General features: G+C 71.6%; 15 protein-coding genes and 1 riboswitch. Of the genes, 11 read left to right on the forward strand and 4 right to left on the reverse strand.

The genetic code is table 11. From position 1 onward, the window contains the following. Positions 1–69: 69 nt before the first annotated feature. The gene (locus ACFXPL_RS35340; RefSeq protein WP_030350144.1) at positions 70–300 is read right to left on the reverse strand and encodes a hypothetical protein; all 231 of its coding nucleotides are present in this window, start codon (positions 298–300) and stop codon (positions 70–72) included. 458 nt (positions 301–758) lie between these two features. Here ACFXPL_RS35340 and ACFXPL_RS35345 point away from each other — a divergent pair, with 458 nt between their 5' ends. The 6 genes from ACFXPL_RS35345 (at position 759) to ACFXPL_RS35370 (ending at position 7691) form a co-directional block, all read left to right on the forward strand. Next, positions 759–2876 (forward strand): type IIA DNA topoisomerase subunit B, encoded by a 2118-nt coding sequence (locus ACFXPL_RS35345; protein WP_384927263.1) that lies wholly within the window; start codon positions 759–761, stop codon positions 2874–2876. A gap of 127 nt (positions 2877–3003) precedes the next feature. Beyond that, positions 3004–3606 (forward strand): DUF1453 domain-containing protein, encoded by a 603-nt coding sequence (locus ACFXPL_RS35350; protein WP_384927264.1) that lies wholly within the window; start codon positions 3004–3006, stop codon positions 3604–3606. Next, complete coding sequence (locus ACFXPL_RS35355; RefSeq protein ID WP_384927265.1) at positions 3603–4796, forward strand: sensor histidine kinase; 1194 nt, start codon at positions 3603–3605, stop codon at positions 4794–4796. The genes ACFXPL_RS35350 and ACFXPL_RS35355 overlap by 4 nt, the downstream gene beginning before the upstream one ends. Next, positions 4793–5461, forward strand: coding sequence for a response regulator (locus ACFXPL_RS35360; RefSeq protein WP_384927266.1), 669 nt, complete (start codon positions 4793–4795; stop codon positions 5459–5461). Before ACFXPL_RS35355 ends, ACFXPL_RS35360 begins: the two co-directional genes overlap by 4 nt. Positions 5462–5559: 98 nt before the next feature. Then, positions 5560–6096, forward strand: coding sequence for a DUF485 domain-containing protein (locus ACFXPL_RS35365; RefSeq protein ID WP_384927267.1), 537 nt, complete (start codon positions 5560–5562; stop codon positions 6094–6096). Beyond that, entirely contained in the window at positions 6093–7691 is a 1599-nt protein-coding gene (locus tag ACFXPL_RS35370) for a cation acetate symporter (protein ID WP_384927268.1), read from the forward strand. Before ACFXPL_RS35365 ends, ACFXPL_RS35370 begins: the two co-directional genes overlap by 4 nt. A 42-nt stretch (positions 7692–7733) precedes the next feature. Here the strand turns inward: ACFXPL_RS35370 and ACFXPL_RS35375 are convergent, their stop codons facing one another. Together ACFXPL_RS35375 and ACFXPL_RS35380 are read right to left on the reverse strand one after the other, a co-directional pair. After that, positions 7734–8411 carry a response regulator gene (locus ACFXPL_RS35375; protein WP_384927269.1) on the reverse strand — a complete coding sequence of 226 codons (678 nt, stop codon included), beginning with the start codon at positions 8409–8411 and terminating at the stop codon, positions 7734–7736. Next, on the reverse strand, positions 8408–10153 hold the full coding sequence (locus ACFXPL_RS35380; protein WP_384927270.1) for an ATP-binding protein: 1746 nt from the start codon (positions 10151–10153) through the stop codon (positions 8408–8410). Before ACFXPL_RS35380 ends, ACFXPL_RS35375 begins: the two co-directional genes overlap by 4 nt. Positions 10154–10381: 228 nt before the next feature. On the opposite strand from ACFXPL_RS35380, the gene ACFXPL_RS35385 reads away from it, so the two are divergent. Then, positions 10382–11563, forward strand: a complete 1182-nt coding sequence (locus ACFXPL_RS35385) for a CobW family GTP-binding protein (protein WP_384927271.1) — start codon at positions 10382–10384, stop codon at positions 11561–11563. 86 nt (positions 11564–11649) lie between these two features. Here the strand turns inward: ACFXPL_RS35385 and ACFXPL_RS35390 are convergent, their stop codons facing one another. Further along, positions 11650–14100: a DNA topoisomerase (ATP-hydrolyzing) subunit A gene (locus ACFXPL_RS35390; protein ID WP_384927272.1), complete on the reverse strand. Its 2451-nt coding sequence runs from the start codon at positions 14098–14100 to the stop codon at positions 11650–11652. Between the two features lie 226 nt (positions 14101–14326). Here ACFXPL_RS35390 and ACFXPL_RS35395 point away from each other — a divergent pair, with 226 nt between their 5' ends. The 4 genes from ACFXPL_RS35395 to ACFXPL_RS35410 all read left to right on the forward strand — a co-directional run bounded on the left by ACFXPL_RS35395 (position 14327) and on the right by ACFXPL_RS35410 (position 19166). Then, positions 14327–15694 carry a M16 family metallopeptidase gene (locus ACFXPL_RS35395; protein ID WP_384927273.1) on the forward strand — a complete coding sequence of 456 codons (1368 nt, stop codon included), beginning with the start codon at positions 14327–14329 and terminating at the stop codon, positions 15692–15694. After that, entirely contained in the window at positions 15691–17094 is a 1404-nt protein-coding gene (locus ACFXPL_RS35400; RefSeq protein ID WP_384927274.1) for a M16 family metallopeptidase, read from the forward strand. The genes ACFXPL_RS35395 and ACFXPL_RS35400 overlap by 4 nt, the downstream gene beginning before the upstream one ends. 185 nt (positions 17095–17279) lie before the next feature. Continuing rightward, positions 17280–17447, forward strand: a riboswitch (cyclic di-AMP (ydaO/yuaA leader). Positions 17448–17459: 12 nt separating this feature from the next. Next, entirely contained in the window at positions 17460–18254 is a 795-nt protein-coding gene (locus tag ACFXPL_RS35405; protein WP_384927275.1) for a M23 family metallopeptidase, read from the forward strand. Positions 18255–18464: 210 nt separating this feature from the next. Then, positions 18465–19166: a GntR family transcriptional regulator gene (locus tag ACFXPL_RS35410; RefSeq protein WP_384927276.1), complete on the forward strand. Its 702-nt coding sequence runs from the start codon at positions 18465–18467 to the stop codon at positions 19164–19166. Positions 19167–19326: the final 160 nt, after the last annotated feature.

Raw genomic sequence — 19326 nt, forward strand, 5'->3', positions numbered from 1 at the left:
GGTCGCGGGGTGGCCGCCCGTCGGCCGGTCAGCGGGCCGGCCCTTGGCTCGTCGTGTGGATGCGAGGTGTCAGTGTTCCTCTTCACCACCGCCGGCCGGTACGGCCGTCAGTCGGTCGGTCTCATCCTGTATTTCCGCGGCGATCTTCTTGAGTTCCGGCTCGAACTTGCGTCCGTGGTGGGCGCAGAAGAGCAGTTCACCACCGCTCGACAGGAGGACGCGCAGATAGGCCTGGGCGCCGCACCGGTCGCAGCGGTCAGCCGCCGTCAGGGGGCTCGCGGGGGTCAGAACAGTAGTCACGTCGCCTCTTCTCTAGCTCGACGAGCTGTCGTACCAGGGTCAACATCCAACCAGGCCGAAAACGTTCCCGCTCGCGGCTTTTCCTCGAAAATTTCTTCCGTCGTGGCTGGTTGCTGGCGGTTGGCGGCGAATGAGCCGTATTGCATAGCTGGGCTTCGCACTACGGGTTTCGCGTTGCTTGCAGATAGTGGTCAGGGGGTTCGTCCTGCGCCGGCCGGCTTGCCGGTTGTTGATGAGGACGTGCCCGGAGCCTAAATGGTTCATGCCTGGAAGGGAACGTGATGTGTGCTTCACTCCGCCGAACGATCGAACACGTATACGACCTTGGACTAGCATAAGAATTCGCGAGGGTGGCGTGACAACGGCTCTACCAGGCCTCTGTACCCTCTGACCGGTGACAGACGCCGGGCCTTTACCCCACGGGGCCACATCTCAAATTCAGCGAGGAGCGAACCCGCGTGACCGCCGATACGTCCGTGCCGTCCACAGCGCTGCTGACAGCAGACCGTGACGGTTCCAACTACACCGCGCGGCACCTGCTCGTCCTTGAAGGACTCGAAGCGGTCCGCAAGCGCCCCGGAATGTACATCGGGTCGACCGACAGCCGCGGCCTCATGCACTGCCTCTGGGAAATCATCGACAACTCCGTCGACGAGGCCCTGGGCGGCTACTGCGACCACATCGACGTGATCCTCCACGAGGACGGCTCGGTCGAGGTCAAGGACAACGGCCGGGGCATCCCCGTCGACGTCGAGCCCAAGACGGGGCTCTCCGGCATCGAGGTCGTGATGACCAAGCTGCACGCGGGCGGAAAGTTCGGTGGCGGCTCGTACGCCGCCTCGGGCGGGCTGCACGGCGTGGGCGCCTCCGTCGTCAACGCCCTCTCCGCCCGTCTCGACGTCGAGGTGGACCGCAACAGCTCCACCCACGCGATCAGCTTCCGCCGCGGTGTCCCCGGAATGTTCACCGAGCAGGGCCCCGACAGCCCCTTCGACCCCGCGAACGGGCTGCGTAAGGCGAAGCGGGTGCCCAAGACCCGTACCGGCACACGTGTGCGCTACTGGGCCGACCGGCAGATCTTCCTCAAGGACGCCAAGCTCTCCCTGGAGAACCTGCACCAGCGCGCCCGCCAGACCGCCTTCCTGGTTCCCGGCCTGACCCTCGTCGTCCGGGACGAGCGGGGACTCGACGGAAGCGGCCCGGTCGAGGACACCTTCCGCTTCGACGGCGGCATCAGCGAGTTCTGCGAGTACCTGGCGCAGGACAAGGCCGTCTGCGACGTGCTGCGCCTCACCGGCCAGGGCACCTTCAAGGAGACCGTGCCGGTCCTCGACGACCGCGGCCACATGACCCCCACCGAGGTCACCCGCGAGCTGGGCGTCGACGTGGCCCTGCGCTGGGGCACCGGGTACGACACGGCGGTCAAGTCGTTCGTCAACATCATCGCCACCCCCAAGGGCGGCACCCATGTGAGCGGATTCGAACGTTCCCTGACCAAGACGGTCAACGAGGTGCTGCGCTCCGCCAAGATGCTGCGCGTCGCCGAGGACGACGTCGTCAAGGACGACGCCCTGGAAGGTCTCACCGCCGTGGTCACGGTGCGGCTCGCCGAGCCGCAGTTCGAGGGCCAGACCAAGGAGGTCCTGGGCACCTCCGCGGCCAACCGGATCGTCGCCAACGTCATCGCCAAGGAGCTCAAGGAGTTCCTGACGTCGACGAAGCGCGACGCGAAGGCGCAGGCACGCGCCGTACTGGAGAAGGCGGTCGCCGCCGCCCGCACCCGGATCGCGGCCCGCCAGCACAAGGACGCGCAGCGCAGGAAGACGGCGCTGGAGTCCTCGTCGCTGCCGGCCAAGCTCGCCGACTGCCGCAGCGACGACGTGGACCGCAGCGAGCTGTTCATCGTGGAGGGGGACTCCGCGCTCGGTACGGCGAAGCTCGCCAGGAACAGTGAGTTCCAGGCGCTGCTGCCGATCCGCGGCAAGATCCTCAATGTCCAGAAGGCCTCGGTCACGGACATGCTCAAGAACGCCGAGTGCGGAGCGATCATCCAGGTCATAGGGGCGGGCTCGGGCCGGACCTTCGACATCGACGCCGCCCGTTACGGCAAGATCGTGCTCCTCGTCGACGCCGATGTCGACGGCGCCCACATCCGTATCCTGCTGCTCACGCTCTTCCAGCGGTACATGCGGCCGATGGTGGAGGCGGGCCGCGTCTACGCCGCCGTACCGCCGCTGCACCGGATCGAGCTGGTCCAGCCCAAGAAGGGCCAGGACAAGTACGTGTACACGTACTCGGACAACGAGCTGCGCCGGACGCTGCTGGAGTACCAGCGCAAGAACATCCGGTTCAAGGACTCCATCCAGCGCTACAAGGGCCTCGGAGAGATGGACGCCGACCAGCTCGCGGAGACGACGATGGACCCGCGCCACCGCACCCTGCGGCGCATCAACATCGGCGACCTGGAGTCGTCCGAGCAGGTCTTCGATCTGCTGATGGGCAACGAGGTGGCGCCCCGCAAGGAGTTCATCACCAGCTCGGCGGCGACCCTGGACCGCTCGCGCATCGACGCCTGACCACCACCACCGCCCCGGGCGGAGCGCGGGACACGGCCTCCACCTACGGGTGGAGGCCGTACCTCCACCCGCGATCAACCCCCGAGCCGATGCTGTGACCTGGGGTTTCTCCGTAATGTCGAGGGCGTTGAACTTCTTCGTCCCGGAGGCCCCCTTGTCGTCGCTGATCGATGTGCTCCTGATCGCCGCCGTGGTCGTCCTGGTGGTGGCGCGCCAGCTCAAGGCCAGGCGGGTCGCCACCGGCGGGCGCGGCGTGCTCGTGGTCCCCGCCGTCCTCGTCTTCCTCGCCCTGCGCCGGCCTGGGCTGCTCGGCGCGGACGAGCGGCCGCTGTCCCTGGCGCTGCTCGGCGTCGAGCTGGTGGTGGGCGTGGCGATGGGCGCCGGCTGGGCCTGGACCACCCGGCTGTGGACCGGGCCGGACGGCACGGTCCGGTCGAAGGGCACCCGGGCCACCCTCGCCGTCTGGGCAATCGGTATCGCCGTACGCCTCGGGCTGACGGGCCTCGGCGCCCTGCTGGGGGTCCACCAGGGCAGCGGCGCGCTGATGCTCGCGCTCGCCGCGTCCGTGCTGGTCCGCGACGGCATCCTCGCCCTGCGGGCCCGTACCGGCGCCGTACCGTCCGCACGGGAGGACGGGGAGGACGGACCTCAGCGGGACGGCGTGTCGTACGCCCGGGGCGCGTCGTATGGTGGCGGCGTGGCCTCCGCGCCGTGGAAGGACCGTGTGTGACGACCGACGCCTGGACGAAATGGCCCTCACGGGAGGCGCTGTCCCGTGGGGGCCTGACCGACGCCCGCCGATGGTTGGCCCATGCCGTACGCCTGGTGGTGCTGGCCGCGCTCCTGTGGTCCACCTTCAGCCGGCGCCATGTCAGCGGCTGGGGGGCGGTCGCCGCCGTCGCCGTGCTCGGCGCCGTCGCCTTCTGCGGCTGGGCCTTCTTCCGCACCACCCTGCGCCACGACCTGTGGCCGTCCCTCGGGCTGCTGGTGGTGCTGATGGGCGGGGCGCTGGCCGCGCAGGGCGCCGGGTTCGTCGTCGCGGCCACCGTCTTCTGGTGCGTCTGCGCCGTCGTCGGCATGCAACGGCTGCCGCTCGCCGCCGCCCTGCCCACCACGCTCGCCACGCTCGGCGGATACGCGGTCGTCCAGCACGGCACCTGGCTGAACGTCGTGCTCACCACCGTCGGCGTGGTGCTCGGCGGCTACGCCCTGCGGCTCGACGCGGAGGCGCGCGGCACCGCGCAGCGGCTGCTCGCGCAGGAGCGCGCCGCCCGCGTCGCCGAGACCGAGTCCGCCGCCCTCGCGGAACGGGCCAGGATCGCCCGGGACATCCACGACGTCCTCGCGCACAGCCTCTCCGCGCAGCTCGTGCACCTGGAGGCGGCGCGGCTGCGGATCGGGCAGGAGCCGCCGGGGCCGTTCCGCGACCAGATCCTGGAGCGGGTCGTCGCCGCGCGCTCCATGGCGCGCGAGGGGCTGGCCGAGACCCGGCAGGCGCTCTCCGCGCTGCGCGGCGACATGGCGCCCCTCGGGGAGTACCTTCGCGAGCTGGCCGCGGTGGACGGCGCGGAGGTCGTCGTGGCGGGGGAGCCGCGGCCGCTGCGCGCCGAGGCGTCCCAGGCGGTGCGCCGCGTCGTCCAGGAGGCGCTGACCAACGTGCGCAAGCACGCGCCCGGCGCGCGGGTGCGGATCCTGCTGACGTACGGCACGGACGACGTGACCCTGGACGTACGGAACTCCGGTGGCCGGGAGACCGCCCCGGGCGCCCTGGTGGCGTCCGGCTCCGGGTACGGTCTGCTGGGGATGCGGGAGCGTGCCGAACTGCTCGGCGGCACGTTGGAGGCCGGTCCCGGCGATCGGTCGGTCCCCGGCGGCCCCGAGGGGAAGGGTTTCAGCGTGCGTCTGCGAGTGCCCGCATGACGGCCCGGGTGGTCGTGGCCGACGACCAGTCCGTGGTGCGCGAGGGCATCGTGATGCTGCTCGGGCTGCTGCCGGACATCGAGGTCGTGGGCGCCGCGCGGGACGGCGAGGAGGCCGTGGCCCTGGTCGCCGAACTCGCCCCCGATGTGGTGCTGATGGATCTGCGGATGCCGCGCTGCGACGGGGTGGAGGCCACCCGCCGGATCCGCACCGGGCACCCGGGGACGCAGGTCGTCGTGCTCACCACCTACGCGGACGACGACTCGCTGTTCGCCGCGCTCCAGGCCGGCGCCCGCGGCTACCTCACCAAGGACGCGCGGGGCGAGGAGATCGTCAAGGCCGTCGCCGACGTGCTCTCCGGCCAGGCGGGGCTCGCCCCGTCCGTGCAGCGCAGGCTGCTGGAGCACGTCACGGCGCCGCCCGCCGTGCCCGCCCCCGCGGAGCTGCCCGACGGCGTGACCGCGCGGGAGGCCGAGGTGCTCACCCTGGTCGCCGAGGGCCTCTCCAACAAGGAGATCGCCGAGCGCCTGCACATCGGGGCGGCCACGGTGAAGACCCACATCAACAACCTCTTCGCCAAGACCGGGGTACGCGACCGTGCCCAGGCCGTGCGCTATGCCTATCAACGCGGATTCATCCCGCCACCCGGGACGAACATCACCTGATGGGGTGAAGTCGCGGGAGAGACCGGCAGCCGGTCCCCGTGCTCCGACCATCCTTGCTACGCGCGCCGAAACGGTTCGCTGACAAGGAGAGTTGACCGGTGGAGAAGCAGGAAGGGCGCGACGCCGCAGCGGTGCGGCTCGACGACCCGTGGTACGACGCGCTGGCCTCGGACTGGGGCGACCAGGACGGTACGGGGACGGGGCGCGGGCCCCGTACCGGTCGGGAGGACGCGGCCGGAGAGGGCCGGCCCGCCGCCGACATCTACCGGGAGGTCCAGCGCGGCGCCGCCTTCCAGGAAGTGCGCGGCAGGTACCGGAGGTTCGTCGTCCCGGCCTCGCTCGCCTTCTTCGTCTGGTACGTCGCGTACGTCGTCGCGGCGACCGCGGCACCGGGGCTGATGGCCCGGCCGGTGGTGGGCGCGGTGAACGTGGCGATGGCCGCCGGTCTCGGACAGTTCCTCTCCACCTTCCTGCTGACCTGGGCGTACGCCCGTCACGCCCGGCTGTACCGGGACCGCGCGGCGCTCGAACTGCGCTGGGCGGTCTTCGACCGGGAACGCGCGGGGAAGGCCGGGCACGGCGAGGCGTCCGGAGCGTCCGGGGTGTCCTCGGCGAGCGGGAGGGGCGGCCGATGAGCGGTGACCACCAGACCCTGGCCCTGCTGCTGTTCAGCGCGTTCGTCGCGGTCACCCTCGCCATCACCACCTGGGTGAGCCGTCACCGCCACGGCACCGCCGAGGAGTTCTACGCCGGCGGCCGGCTCTTCTCGCCCATGGAGAACGGCTTCGCCATAGCCGGCGACTACATGTCCGCCGCCTCCTTCCTCGGCATCTCGGGTCTGATCGCCCTCTTCGGCTACGACGGCATGCTCTACTCGGTCGGCTTCCTCGTCGCCTGGCTGGTCGTCCTCTTCCTGGTCGCGGAACTCGTCCGTAACTGCGGCCGGTTCACCCTCGCCGACGTCGTCGCCTCCCGGATGGCCGAGCGGCCCGTCCGGATCGCCGCGGGCACCTCCTCCGTCACCGTCTCCGTGCTCTACCTCGTGGCACAGATGGTCGGCGCGGGGAGCCTGGTCGCACTGCTCCTGGGCGGGACGAGCGGCGCCGCGCGCACCTGGACCGTGATCGGTGTGGGCGCCCTCATGGTCATCTACGTCTCGCTCGGCGGGATGCGTGCCACGACCTGGATCCAGATCGTCAAGGCGGTCCTGCTGATGGCCGGTGCCGTCGCGCTGACCGTACTCGTGCTGGTCCGCTTCCACGGCGACGTCAACGCGCTGCTGAACACCGCCGCCGCCCACAGCGGTCACGGCGGCGGTTTCCTCGTCCCCGGGCTGAAGTACGGCGGCGACCGGACCGCGCGCCTCGACTTCATCAGCCTGGGGCTCGCCCTGGTCCTCGGCACGGCCGGACTGCCGCACATCCTGTCGCGCTTCTACACCGTGCCGACCGCGCGGGCCGCCCGCCGCTCGGTCGTCTGGTCCATCGGCCTCATCGGCGGCTTCTACCTGATGACGATCGTGCTCGGGTTCGGCGCGGCGGCCCTCGTCGGCTCGGACGCCGTCCGTACCTCCAACGCGGCCGGGAACACCGCGGTGCCGCTGCTGGCGCTAGAACTCGGCGGCGGCGCCGGTTCGACCGGGGGAACGATTCTCTTCGCCGTGGTCGCCGCCATCGCCTTCGCCACCATCCTCGCCGTCGTCGCGGGCATCACGCTCGCCTCCTCGGCCTCCGTCGCCCACGACCTGTACGCCTCACTGCGGAGCAGGCGCCCCGGTGCCACGCCGCGCGGCGAGGTCGCGGTGGCCAGGGTCGCCGCGGTCGGCATCGGCGCCGTCGCCATCGCGCTCAGCCTCCTCGCGCAGGAGCTGAACGTCGCCTTCCTGGTCGGGCTCGCCTTCGCCGTCGCCGCGTCCGCCAATCTGCCGGTGCTGCTCTACTCGCTGTTCTGGCGGAACTTCACCACGCGCGGCGCCGTCTGGTCCGTCTACGGCGGGCTGATCCCGGCGCTCCTGCTGGTGGCGCTCTCGCCGGTGGTGTCGGGGAGCCCCGCGGCCGTCTTCCCCGGGGTCGACTTCCATGTCTTCCCGCTGGAGAACCCGGGACTGGTCTCGATCCCGCTGGGCTTCCTCGCCGGGTGGATCGGTACGGTCACCTCCACCGAGCCGCCCGACGCTGCCCGCCACGCGGAGACCGAGGTCAGGTCCCTGACCGGCGCGGGAGCGGTCTGACGGGACATCCGCAGGCCGCCGAGGGGGAGCCCGGGGCCCGTCTCAGACGCTCGCCGCCCACGCGTAGCGGTGCTCAGGGCGCCCCGTCTCGCCGTACCGGAGCGTCAGCCGTACCCGCCCGGACCGCTCCAGCAGTTTGAGATAGCGCTGCGCGGTCTGCCGGCTCATCCCCGCGTGCTCCGCGATCTCCTGGGCCGAGAGCGGCCCCTCGGCCTTCATGAGCACCTGGCGGATCAGCTCGGCGGTGGTGGGGGAGTGGCCCTTGGGGAGCGAGGGGGCCGTCGCCGCGGAGAGCGCCCCGAACATCCGGTCCACCTCCGACTGCTCCGCCTCCCCGCCGCTCTCCAGGGTGCGGCGGAGCGTCGCGTACGCCTCCAGCTTGGCCCGCAGCCCGGCGAAATTGAAGGGTTTGACCAGATACTGGAGTGCGCCGTGGCGCATGGCCGACTGGACGGTGGCGACATCGCGCGCGGCTGTCACCATGATCACGTCGGTCTGGTGGCCGAGCCGCCGCAGCTCACGGACGACCGCGAGTCCGTTCTCGTCCGGCAGGTAGTGGTCGAGCAGGATCAGATCGACGGAGTGCTCGGAGATACGGGCCAGCGCCTCGGCGGCGGAGTGGGCCTGGGCGACCACCCGGAAGCCGGCCACCTTGGCCACATAGGCCGTGTTGATGCGCGCGACGCGGACATCGTCGTCCACGACCAGAACATCGATCATCGTCTCTCCCCTGCGGTCGCCTGCTCCTGTGACGTACCGGCCGACGGATCGGGTCCCACGGACCCGCCGGGCGCCTCGGGCCCCTCGGACCTCGGAGGGCTCCCCTGCCCGGCAGGCCCCACCTGCCCCGCCTCGGTCAGCGCCTCCGGGAGGACGACCGTGAACCGGGCGCCGCCGTCCGCCGCCGCGCCCACCCGCGCGCTGCCGCCCTGCCGCTCCGCGAGCCTGCGGACCAGGGCGAGGCCGAGCCCGCGCCTGCCGTGGGCCGGTGGCTGCTTGGTCGACCAGCCCTCGGTGAAGACCAGCTCGCGCCGCTCCTCGGGGACGCCGGGCCCGCTGTCGGAGACCACCGCCACGACCGTACGGCCCTCGGCGCGCAGCTCCACCTCGATGCGCGGCTCCACGGAACCGACCGCCGCGTCCAGCGCGTTGTCGACGAGGTTGCCCACGATCGTGACCAGCCCCTGCGGGTCCACCAGCCGGTCGGGCAGCAGCGTGGCGGGCGCCAGCCGCAGGGACACGCCGCGCTCGGCGGCGACCGTCGCCTTGCCGACCAGCAGGGCCGCAGGGAGCGGATCGTGGATCCGCTCGGTGATCTGCTCGGCGGTGGCCCGGTGCACCCCGACCACCTCGGTGACGAACTCCACCGCCTCCTCGTGCAGCTCCAGCTCCAGCAGCCCCAGCAGGGTGTGCATCCGGTTCGCGTGCTCGTGGTCCTGGGCGCGCAGGGCGTCGATCAGCCCACGGGTGGCGTCCAGCTCCCGGCCGAGCTGTTCCAGCTCGGTGCGGTCGCGCAGGGTGACGACCGCGCCGCCGTCGTCGGTGGGCATCCGGTTGGCGACCAGGACGCGGCTGCCCCGTACGGTGAGCAGGTCCTCGCCCAGTACCCGCCCGGTCAGCACCTCGGTGGTCCGGCCTTCGCCCAGCACCTCGCCGAGCGGGCGGCCCGTCGCGTCGGGACCGAGCCCCAGCAGCCGCTGCGCCTCGTCGTTCATCAGCCGGATCCGGCCGGAACCGTCCAGTGCTACGACGCCCTCGCGCAGGCTGTGCAGCATGGCCTCGCGCTCGGTGAGCAGGGCCGAGATGTCGGAGAACGCCAGGTCGTGGGTCCGGCGCTGGAGGCGCCGGGAGATCAGATACGCGGCGAGCGCCCCGGCCGCCAGGGCGCCGCCCGCGTAGGCGAGGAGCCCCGGGATGGCGGCGAGGAGCCGGTCGCGGACGCTGTCGTACGCGATCCCGACCGAGACGGCGCCGACGATCGTGCCATGGCGGTCGCGCAGCGCCACCTTGCCCCGGGCGGAGCGGCCGAGCGTGCCGCTGTCCAGCTCCATGACGTCCTTGCCCGCGAGGGCGTCGCTGGGGTCGGTGGAGACGACCCTGCCGATCTCGTCGAGGTCGGTGTGCGACCAGCGCACCCCGCGCTTGTCCATGATCACCACGTACTCGGCGCCGGTGGCCCGCCTGATCCGTTCGGCCTCGGCCTGCACGGGTCCGTCGGCCGAAGGACCGGTGGCCAGCAGGTCCTCGGCGACGGGTACGGAGGCGGTGGTCTCGGCGATCGCGAGCGCGCGGCGCATCGCCTGGTCGTCCAGCTCGGCGCTGAAGGGGGCCAGGAAGAGGCCGGTGGCCAGCACGGTGACGCCCGCGGCGATGGCGAGCTGCATCAGCAGCACCTGGGAGAAGACCCGGCGTGGCCAGCCGAATCTCCGTCGTCCGCCCGCGGTGCTCGGTCCGGCGCTCATGTACACGAACGGTAAGGGGCGCGACGCGCTTTCCGAAATTTCGGCGGAATCGGTACCCGGTGGGTGGGTGTCCGGCCACATCCCCGGCGGCAGGCCGGCCCGGCGCCCCGCGGGGTGGCGCACCCATATCCTGGTGCGGGCGGCGGACTCCATGATCATCCGCTCGGTGGGTCCGCCGCGGGCGCGGGGGACGGGACCGGACGACGACGCGGCACGGAGGCGCCAGGCGTGAGCAGGAAGCAGATCCCGGTGGTCGTTCTCACGGGCTTTCTGGGATCAGGGAAGACGACCCTGCTCAACCATCTGCTGCGGCGCCGCGCCGGCAACAGGATCGCGGTGGTCGTCAACGACTTCGGGGCCATCGAGATCGACGCCATGACGGTCGAGGGCCAGGTCGGCTCGACGGTCTCGCTCGGCAACGGCTGTCTGTGCTGCGCTGTCGACGCGAGCGAGCTCGACGGCTATCTGGAGCGGCTGACCCGCCCGTCCGCGCGGATCGACCTGATCGTCATCGAGGCCAGCGGACTGGCCGAGCCGCAGGAACTCGTCCGGATGATCCTCGCCGGGGACAACCCGCACACGGTCTACGGGGGGCTGGTCGAGGTGGTGGACGCCGCCGAGTTCGACGCGACCCGCCGGCGCCATCCGGAGATCGACCGCCATCTCGCGCTCGCGGATCTGGTGGTCCTGAACAAGACCGACCGGGTGGGGGAGGCGGAACACGCGCGGATCCTCGACGTCCTGGAGACGCTCGGCCCGGGGACGCCGGTGGTCTCCGCGTCGTACGGACGGGTCGACCCGGAGCTGCTCTTCGACCCCGCAGTCCGGCCGGCCGAGGAGGAGAAGGTACGCCAGCTCTCCTTCGAGGACCTGCACGAGGACGAGGACCACACCGGCCACGACGCGGGCCACGGGGCGGGCAACGGAGCCGGGCACGAGGGGCATCTCCACACGGCTTACGAGAGCGTGTCGTTCACCGCGTCCGCGCCGATGCGTCCGCGCCGGCTGATGGCGTTCCTGGACTCCCGGCCCGCGGGGCTCTACCGGATCAAGGGCTTCGTGGACTTCGGCGCGGGCGACCCGGACCACCGGTACGGGGTGCACGCGGTAGGCCGCTTCCTGCGCTTCCGTCCGGAGCCCTGGGCCCGGGGTACGGAGCGGCTCACCCAGCTCGTCCTGATCGGCTCGGGCATCGACCCGGACGCGCTGCTGAAGGAGCTGGCGGCGTGCCAGGAGACCGAGGCGGAGGCGGAGGCGCGTGACCGGGCGGGCGCGGGGGAGGACGCCGGGACCACGGCCGATCAGCGCGACATGTGGGGCGTCCTGCGCTACGTACCGGACCCGTCGGAGCCCGGGGACCCGTCCGAGCCTGGAGACTCGTCCGAGCCCGGGGGCCCCTCGGAGCCCTGAGAACCACCCGACCCCGGAGACCTTGAGGGGGCCGGGTCCAAGGACCCGGCCCCCTCAAGGCCGTCACCGGCCCGGTTCGTTCGCCGTCAGTGCGCGGGCCCGGCCAGTACGTGGACCTCCGCCGCGAACGGCGTACCCGAACCGTCCCTGCGCGGGTCGGGCTCCGGCAGCTCGACCGGTGTGCCGTTCCGCTGCGCCGCGAGCGCCGGGCTCGCGCCCGCCCAGCCCAGGGCCAGCATGTCCTCGCCCTTCAGGAACCGGTGACAGCGCACCCCGCCCGTCGCCCTGCCCTTGCGCGGGTACTGGTCGAACGGGGTGAGCTTCGCCGTACGGACGGAGTCGTCCAGAGTGCCGTGCGACCCGGTGACCGTGAAGACCACCGCCTCCGCCGCCGGATCGACGGCGGTGAACGAGATCACCGTGGCGTCGTCGGCCAGCTTGACGCCCGCCATGCCGCCAGCGGCCCGCCCCTGGGCCCGTACCTGCCCCGCCTGATAGCGCAGGAGCTGGGCGTCGGAGGTGATGAAGACCAGGTCCTCCTCGCCCGTCCGCAGCTCGGCGCCGCCGACCACACGGTCGCCCTCCTTGAGGGAGATGACCTCCAGCTCCTCCTTGTTGGAGGGGTAGTCCGGGACGACCCGTTTGACGACGCCCTGGAGCGTGCCGAGCGCGAGCCCGGGGGACGACTCGTCCAGCGTCGTCAGGCAGACCACTTCCTCGCCGTCGTCCAGCTCCAGGAACTCCGAGACCGTCGCCCCGCCCGACAGGTTCGGGGTCGCGGCGGTGTCCGGGAGCCGCGGCAGGTCGATCACGGAGATCCGCAGCAGCCGTCCGGTGGACGTCACGACGCCGATGTCGCCGCGCGCGGTCGCCGGGACGGCCGAGACGATCACGTCGTGCTTGACGCGCCGGCCCTCGCCCGCGTCCAGCGGCGCGCCGTTGGCCGTACGGGCCAGCAGCCCGGTGGAGGAGAGCAGCACCCGGCACGGGTCGTCAGCGACCTCCAGCGGCACCGAGGCCACCATGGCGGCGCCCGACTCCAGCAGTACCGTGCGGCGCGGGGTGCCGAACTTCTTCGCCACCGCTGCCAGTTCCGTCGAGACGAGCTTGCGCAGCTCGCCGTCCGACTCCAGGATGCCGGTCAGCTCGTCGATCTCGCCGTTGAGGCGGTCGCGCTCGCTCTCCAGCTCGATCCGGTCGAACCGGGTGAGCCGGCGCAGCGGCGTGTCCAGGATGTACTGCGTCTGGATGTCGCTGAGCGAGAAGTGCTCGATCAGCCGCTCCTTGGCCTGCGACGAGTTGTCGCTCGACCTGATCAGCCGGATGACCTCGTCGATGTCGATGAGCGCGACGAGCAGCCCCTCGACCAGATGCAGCCGGTCGCGCCGCTTCGTCCTGCGGAACTCGCTGCGGCGGCGCACCACCGTGAACCGGTGGTCCAGATAGACCTCCAGCAGCTCCTTCAAGCCGAGCGTCAGCGGCTGGCCGTCCACCAGCGCCACGTTGTTGATGCCGAAGGACTCCTCCAGCGGCGTCAGCTTGTAGAGCTGCTCCAGCACCGCCTCCGGCACGAAGCCGTTCTTGATCTCGATGACCAGGCGCAGGCCGTGCGAACGGTCCGTGAGGTCCTTGACGTCCGCGATGCCCTGGAGCTTCTTCGCGGAGACCAGGTCCTTGATCTTCGCGATGACCTTCTCGGGGCCGACCGTGAAGGGCAGTTCCGTGACGACGATGCCCTTGCGGCGCGGGGTGACGTCCTCCACCGTCGCCGTCGAGCGGATCTTGAAGGTGCCCCGGCCCTTCTCGTACGCGTCCTTGATGCCGGTCAGCCCGACGATCCGGCCGCCGGTCGGCAGGTCGGGACCCGGCACGAAACGCATCAGCGTCTCCAGGTCGGCGGCCGGGTGCTTGATGAGGTGGCGGGCGGCCGCCACGACCTCGCCCAGGTTGTGCGGCGGCATGTTCGTCGCCATACCGACCGCGATACCGGTGGCCCCGTTGACCAGCAGGTTGGGGTACGCGGCCGGAAGTGTGACCGGTTCGCGCTCCTGACCGTCGTAGTTCGGCTGGAAATCGACGGTGTCCTCGTCGATGGACTCCGTCATGAGCGACGTCGCGTCGGCCATCCGCGCCTCGGTGTACCGCATGGCGGCCGGCGGGTCGTCGTTCCCGAGGGAGCCGAAGTTGCCGTGGCCGTCCACCAGCGGCAGCCGCATCGAGAACGGCTGTGCCATGCGGACCATGGCGTCGTAGATCGACGCGTCCCCGTGCGGGTGGAGCTTGCCCATCACCTCGCCGACGACGCGCGCGCACTTCACGTAGCCGCGGTCGGGGCGCAGGCCCATCTCGTTCATCTGGTACACGATGCGGCGGTGCACCGGCTTCATGCCGTCCCGGGCGTCGGGCAGGGCCCGGGAGTAGATCACCGAGTACGCGTACTCAAGGAAGGAGCCCTGCATTTCATCGACCACGTCGATGTCGAGGATCTTCTCCTCGAAGTCCTCCGGCGGCGGGGTCTTGGTGCTGCGGCGGGCCATCGCGGCTGCGGCTCCTTCACAAGTTCTGTACGGCAACTTCTGGAACTGACGCGGACCATTGTGGACCGCGCCACTGACAACGCCGACCCCGACCCGTCGTTGGGACGGGATGGGGCGCGTGTCGGAAGGGTGCCAGATCCCGGACCTGTTACGGGAACTTCGCCAGGTGTCGGCACGCTTGCATACAGTGGCAGGACTTCTCCATATCGCGATCGAAGGGACGTACATGCCCATGGGTCACACGGCCACAGCGCAGGCCGGTTCCGGCGGCCTGACAGCGACTGAGCACCGCCTGGCCAACGGCCTCCGCGTGGTGCTCTCCGAGGACCACCTGACCCCGGTCGCCGCGGTCTGCCTCTGGTACGACGTCGGCTCGCGCCACGAAGTCAAGGGCCGTACCGGCCTTGCCCACCTTTTCGAGCACCTGATGTTCCAGGGCTCGGCGCAGGTGTCGGGGAACGGCCACTTCGAGCTGGTGCAGGGGGCCGGCGGCTCCCTCAACGGCACCACCAGCTTCGAACGCACCAACTATTTCGAGACCATGCCCACCCACCAGCTCGAACTGGCGCTCTGGCTGGAAGCCGACCGGATGGGCTCCTTGCTCGCCGCGCTCGACGAAGAGTCCATGGAGAACCAGCGGGACGTCGTCAAGAACGAGCGCCGCCAGCGGTACGACAATGTGCCATACGGTACGGCCTTCGAACGACTGACCGCGCTCTCCTACCCCGAGGGCCACCCCTACCACCACACACCGATCGGCTCCATGGCCGACCTGGACGCCGCCACCCTGGAAGACGCCCGCGCGTTCTTCCGTACGAACTACGCGCCGAACAACGCGGTGCTCTCCGTCGTCGGCGACATCGACCCCGAGCGCACCCTCGCCTGGATCGAGAAGTACTTCGGCTCCATCCCCTCGCACGACGGCAAGCAGCCGCCGCGCGACGGCACCCTCTCCGACACCATCGGCGAGCAGCTCCGCGAGGAGGTGTACGAGGAGGTCCCGGCCCGCGCGCTGATGGCCGCCTACCGGCTGCCGCACGACGGCACCCGGGAGTGCGACGCCGCCGACCTGGCGCTCACCGTCCTCGGCGGCGGCGAGTCCTCCCGCCTCCACAACCGGCTGGTACGGCGCGACCGCACCGCGGTCGCCGCCGGCTTCGGGCTGCTGCGGCTGGCGGGCGCCCCGTCGCTCGGCTGGCTGGACGTGAAGACGTCCGGCGGGGTCGAGGTCCCCGAGATCGAGAGCGCCGTCGACGAGGAGCTGGCCAGGTTCGCCGCCGAGGGCCCCACCGCCGAGGAGATGGAGCGGGCCCAGGCCCAGCTCGAACGCGAATGGCTGGACCGGCTCGGCACGGTCGCCGGCCGCGCCGACGAACTCTGCCGGTTCGCCGTCCTGTTCGGCGACCCGCAGCTCGCGCTGAGCGCCGTCGACCGCGTCCTGGACATCACCGCGGACGAGGTCAGGGAAGTCGCCGCGGCGCGGCTGCGCCCCGACAACAGGGCGGTGCTGGTGTACGAACCGGTCGGCGCCGACGACACCGCGGACGCCGACGACACCGCCGAGAACGACGAGCACGAGGGGGCGGACCAGTGACCGACGCTGCCGTGACCATGGAGTTCCACCCGCGGCCGACCGCCGGCGAGGCCAGGCCCTGGGCCTTCCCCGCCCCCGAGCGCTCCACGCTCGGCAACGGCCTGACGGTGCTGCGCTGCGACCGCCCGGGCCAGCAGGTGGTGGCCGTCGAGATCAATCTCGACGCCCCGCTGGACGCCGAACCCGAAGGGCTCGACGGCATCGCCACGATCATGGCGCGGGCGCTCTCGGAGGGCACCGACAAGCACAGCGCCGAGGAGTTCGCCGCCGAGCTGGAGCGCTGCGGCGCCACCCTCGACGCGCACGCGGACCACCCGGGCCTGCGGGTCTCCCTGGAGGTCCCCGTCTCCCGGCTGCTCAAGGCGCTCGGCCTGCTCGCCGAGGCGCTGCGCGCCCCCGCCTTCGCGGACAGCGAGGTCGAACGGCTCGTACGGAACCGGCTCGACGAGATCCCGCACGAGACCGCCAACCCGGGCCGCCGTGCCGCCAAGCAGCTCTCCAGGGAGCTGTTCCCGGCCTCCCTGCGCATGTCACGACCGCGCCAGGGCACCGAGGAGACCGTGGAGCGCATCGACGCCGCGGGCGTCCGCGCCTTCTACGAGGCGCACGTACGCCCCGCGACGGCCACCGCGGTCATCGTCGGCGACCTCACCGGCGTCGACCTGGACGCGATCCTCGCGGACACCCTCGGCGCCTGGACGGGCGACACGGCCGCGCCCCGGCCCGTACCGCCGATCACGGCCGACGACACCGGCCGGGTGGTCATCGTGGACCGCCCCGGCGCCGTCCAGACGCAGCTTCTGATCGGCCGTATCGGCGCCGACCGGCACGACCGGGTCTGGCCCGCGCAGGTACTGGGCGCGTACTGCCTGGGCGGCACGCTCACCTCCCGGCTCGACCGCGTCCTGCGCGAGGAGAAGGGCTACACCTACGGCGTGCGCGCCTTCGGTCAGGTGCTGCGCTCCACCGCGCCGTCCTCCCCGGACGGGGCGACGGGCGCCGCGATGCTCGCCATCAGCGGCTCCGTGGACACCGCGTCCACGGGACCGGCGCTCGACGACCTCTGGACGGTGCTGCGCACCCTCGCGGCCGAAGGGCTCACGGACGCCGAGCGCGATGTGGCCGTGCAGAACCTGGTCGGGGTCGCGCCGTTGAAGTACGAGACGGCCGCCTCCGTCGCGGCCACGCTGGCCGACCAGGTCGAGCAGCACCTCCCGGACGACTTCCAGGCGCGGCTCTACGCGCGGCTGGCCGAGACGGGCACCGTCGAGGCGACGGCCGCGGCCGTCAACGCCTTCCCGGAGGACCGGCTCGTCACCGTCCTGGTCGGGGACGCGGCGCAGATCAAGGAGCCCGTCGAAGCTCTCGGAATCGGTGAAGTGACGGTTGTCACAGGCTGATTCGTCCGACGAGGGAACCCCGGCGACCGCGGTCGCCGGGGTTCTGCTTTATGTCCCCTTTGGTGGAAAGGATGCCTGTCTGCCCTGTGGTGTGCGCTACAAAAAACCTTGTCTGTTTGGTTATTGAAAGACGAGCCGCTTAGCGTCGGTCCGGCTGTTCGCCGTTGCGCCGCATCAGTGGCACCGGACAGCCATCGCCGAGTCCCCGTCAGGCGCGAGCCTGGGGAGCCGGGGACCCACGTCCCTGGGGTGAATCGGACGGCCTTCGCGAGCACACCGCGCGGAGGGGTCCGTAGGAGACCTTCCTGCTCCGAACCCGTCAGCTAACCCGGTAGGCGAGAGGGAAGGAAAGGACCAGCCACTTCATGGCGTTCACCCGTGCCACCGGGAAGCACCGCGCCCCGAACCGCATCACCTGCAAGGGCGCGAGCGCCGCCGGGTTCGCGACGCTGACCGCGACCGGCGTCATCGGCTCCCTCGCCTCCCCGGCGCTCGCCGCCGACAGCGGTACCGAGGCCGCCACGCACGCCGGGCTCACCCAGGTCATCGCCATCGGCGACGCCGTCGCCGGCGCGGTCGACGACCAGGCCGAGGCCCAGCGCCACGCGGCCGAGAAGGCCGAACGGCTGAAGGCCGAGGCCGCGGCGCGCGCCGCCGCGAAGGCCGAGGCTGAGCGCAAGGCGGAGGCCCGCGCGAAGGAGCTGCGTGAGGAGCGGGAGCGTGCCGCGCGCGCCGAGGAGCGCAAGCGGCTGGGCACCTTCCAGCTCCCCGTCGCCGGCTCGTACGTCACCACCGGCTACCACTCCGGCGGCTCCCTCTGGTCCTCCGGCAGCCACTCGGGCGTCGACTTCCGCGCCGCGTCCGGCACCTCGGTCGTGGCCGCCGGCGCGGGCACCGTCGTCGAGGCCGGCTGGGGCGGCTCGTACGGCAACAACATCGTCCTGAGGATGACGGACGGCACGTACACCCAGTACGGCCACCTCTCCTCGATCGGCGTCTCGGTCGGCCAGAGCGTCACCCCGGGCCAGCAGATCGGCCTCTCGGGCGCCACCGGCAACGTCACGGGGCCGCACCTCCACTTCGAGGCCAGGACGAGCGCCGACTACGGCTCCGACATGGACCCGGTCGCGTACCTCCGCACGCACGGCGTGGCGGTCTGACCGCTCCCCGCCCTCCCGCGCACCGTTTTCCGCCGAAGGCCCCGGCTCCCCGCCGGGGCCTTCGCCTTCTCCGCGCGTCGGCGCCCCGGGCTGGCCAAAAGATATCCATGGATTCCGGGCACCCATCGGAAATTCGCGTTGATTGCAATAGAGTCACGGAACAGGCGTCGATCGGCTGCGTTTCGCGCGGATTAAGGCGGAGGTTCGGACATGCGCATTCCCGCGCAATCGGTATGCACGGCTATTCGCGACGACATCGTCTCCGGGCTGTTCGAGCGGGGCGGCCGGCTCACCGAGGAGCAGCTCGCGCGGCGCTACGGCGTCTCCCGCGTCCCGGTGCGCGAAGCCCTGCGCACGCTGGAGTCGGAGGGCTTCGTGACCACGCGCCGTCATGCCGGCGCCTGTGTCGCGGAACCCACCGAGCAGGAGGCCGCCGACCTGCTGGAAGTGCGGCTGCTGCTGGAGCCCCTGGGCGCGGCGCGCGCCGCGCAGCGCCGTACGGAGGCCCACCTCAAGGTCCTGCGCGGCCTGGTCAGGCTGGGTCAGGAGCGGGCCCGCAGGGGCCAGGGCGAGGATCTGCGCGCGCTGGGCGCCTGGTTCCACGAGACGCTCGCGCAGGCGTCCGGAAGCCCCGCGCTCACCTCGCTGCTCACCCAGCTCCGGCACAAGATCGCCTGGATGTACGTGGTCGAGCAGCCCAGCCACCCGGTGGAGTCCTGGGCGGAGCACGGCGCGATCGTGGACGCCGTCGCGCGCGGCGACGGCGAACGCGCGCGGGCGCTCACCGCCCTGCACGCGGAGCACACGGTGGCGGTGCACCGGCTGCGCCGTCCGGGGCGCGGCCCCGACCACGGCCGGGAAAAGGTGAGGGCTTCGCAACACGCCGTAAACATCGCGAGCGCACGGCATTAACAATCGAGCCGTATACAAAGACAAGAAATAGGTGCGGCCTATTCTTTGCTGCCCGCACGAAAAGACGGAGCCGTGGGGGGGCGCGGTGGTGGGTGGACCGGGCCGGCGGGGGAAGGAAGACCGGGGCAGGATCCGGGCGGCCGCGCCGCACGGTCAGAGG

This window comes from Streptomyces sp. NPDC059092 (assembly GCF_042756365.1).
In the GTDB taxonomy this organism is placed as follows: Bacteria; Actinomycetota; Actinomycetes; order Streptomycetales; family Streptomycetaceae; genus Streptomyces.

Excerpts from the sequence above, each read along its gene's own strand:
- ACFXPL_RS35370 (WP_384927268.1), top strand. The coding sequence starts at position 6,093 with ATGAGCGGTGACCACCAGACCCTGGCCCTGCTGCTGTTCAGCGCGTTC.
- ACFXPL_RS35380 (WP_384927270.1), bottom strand. The coding sequence starts at position 10,153 with ATGAGCGCCGGACCGAGCACCGCGGGCGGACGACGGAGATTCGGCTGG.
- ACFXPL_RS35390 (WP_384927272.1), bottom strand. The coding sequence starts at position 14,100 with ATGGCCCGCCGCAGCACCAAGACCCCGCCGCCGGAGGACTTCGAGGAG.
- ACFXPL_RS35395 (WP_384927273.1), top strand. The coding sequence starts at position 14,327 with ATGCCCATGGGTCACACGGCCACAGCGCAGGCCGGTTCCGGCGGCCTG.
- ACFXPL_RS35410 (WP_384927276.1), top strand. The coding sequence starts at position 18,465 with ATGCGCATTCCCGCGCAATCGGTATGCACGGCTATTCGCGACGACATC.
- ACFXPL_RS35405 (WP_384927275.1), top strand. The coding sequence starts at position 17,460 with ATGGCGTTCACCCGTGCCACCGGGAAGCACCGCGCCCCGAACCGCATC.
- ACFXPL_RS35360 (WP_384927266.1), top strand. The coding sequence starts at position 4,793 with ATGACGGCCCGGGTGGTCGTGGCCGACGACCAGTCCGTGGTGCGCGAG.
- ACFXPL_RS35375 (WP_384927269.1), bottom strand. The coding sequence starts at position 8,411 with ATGATCGATGTTCTGGTCGTGGACGACGATGTCCGCGTCGCGCGCATC.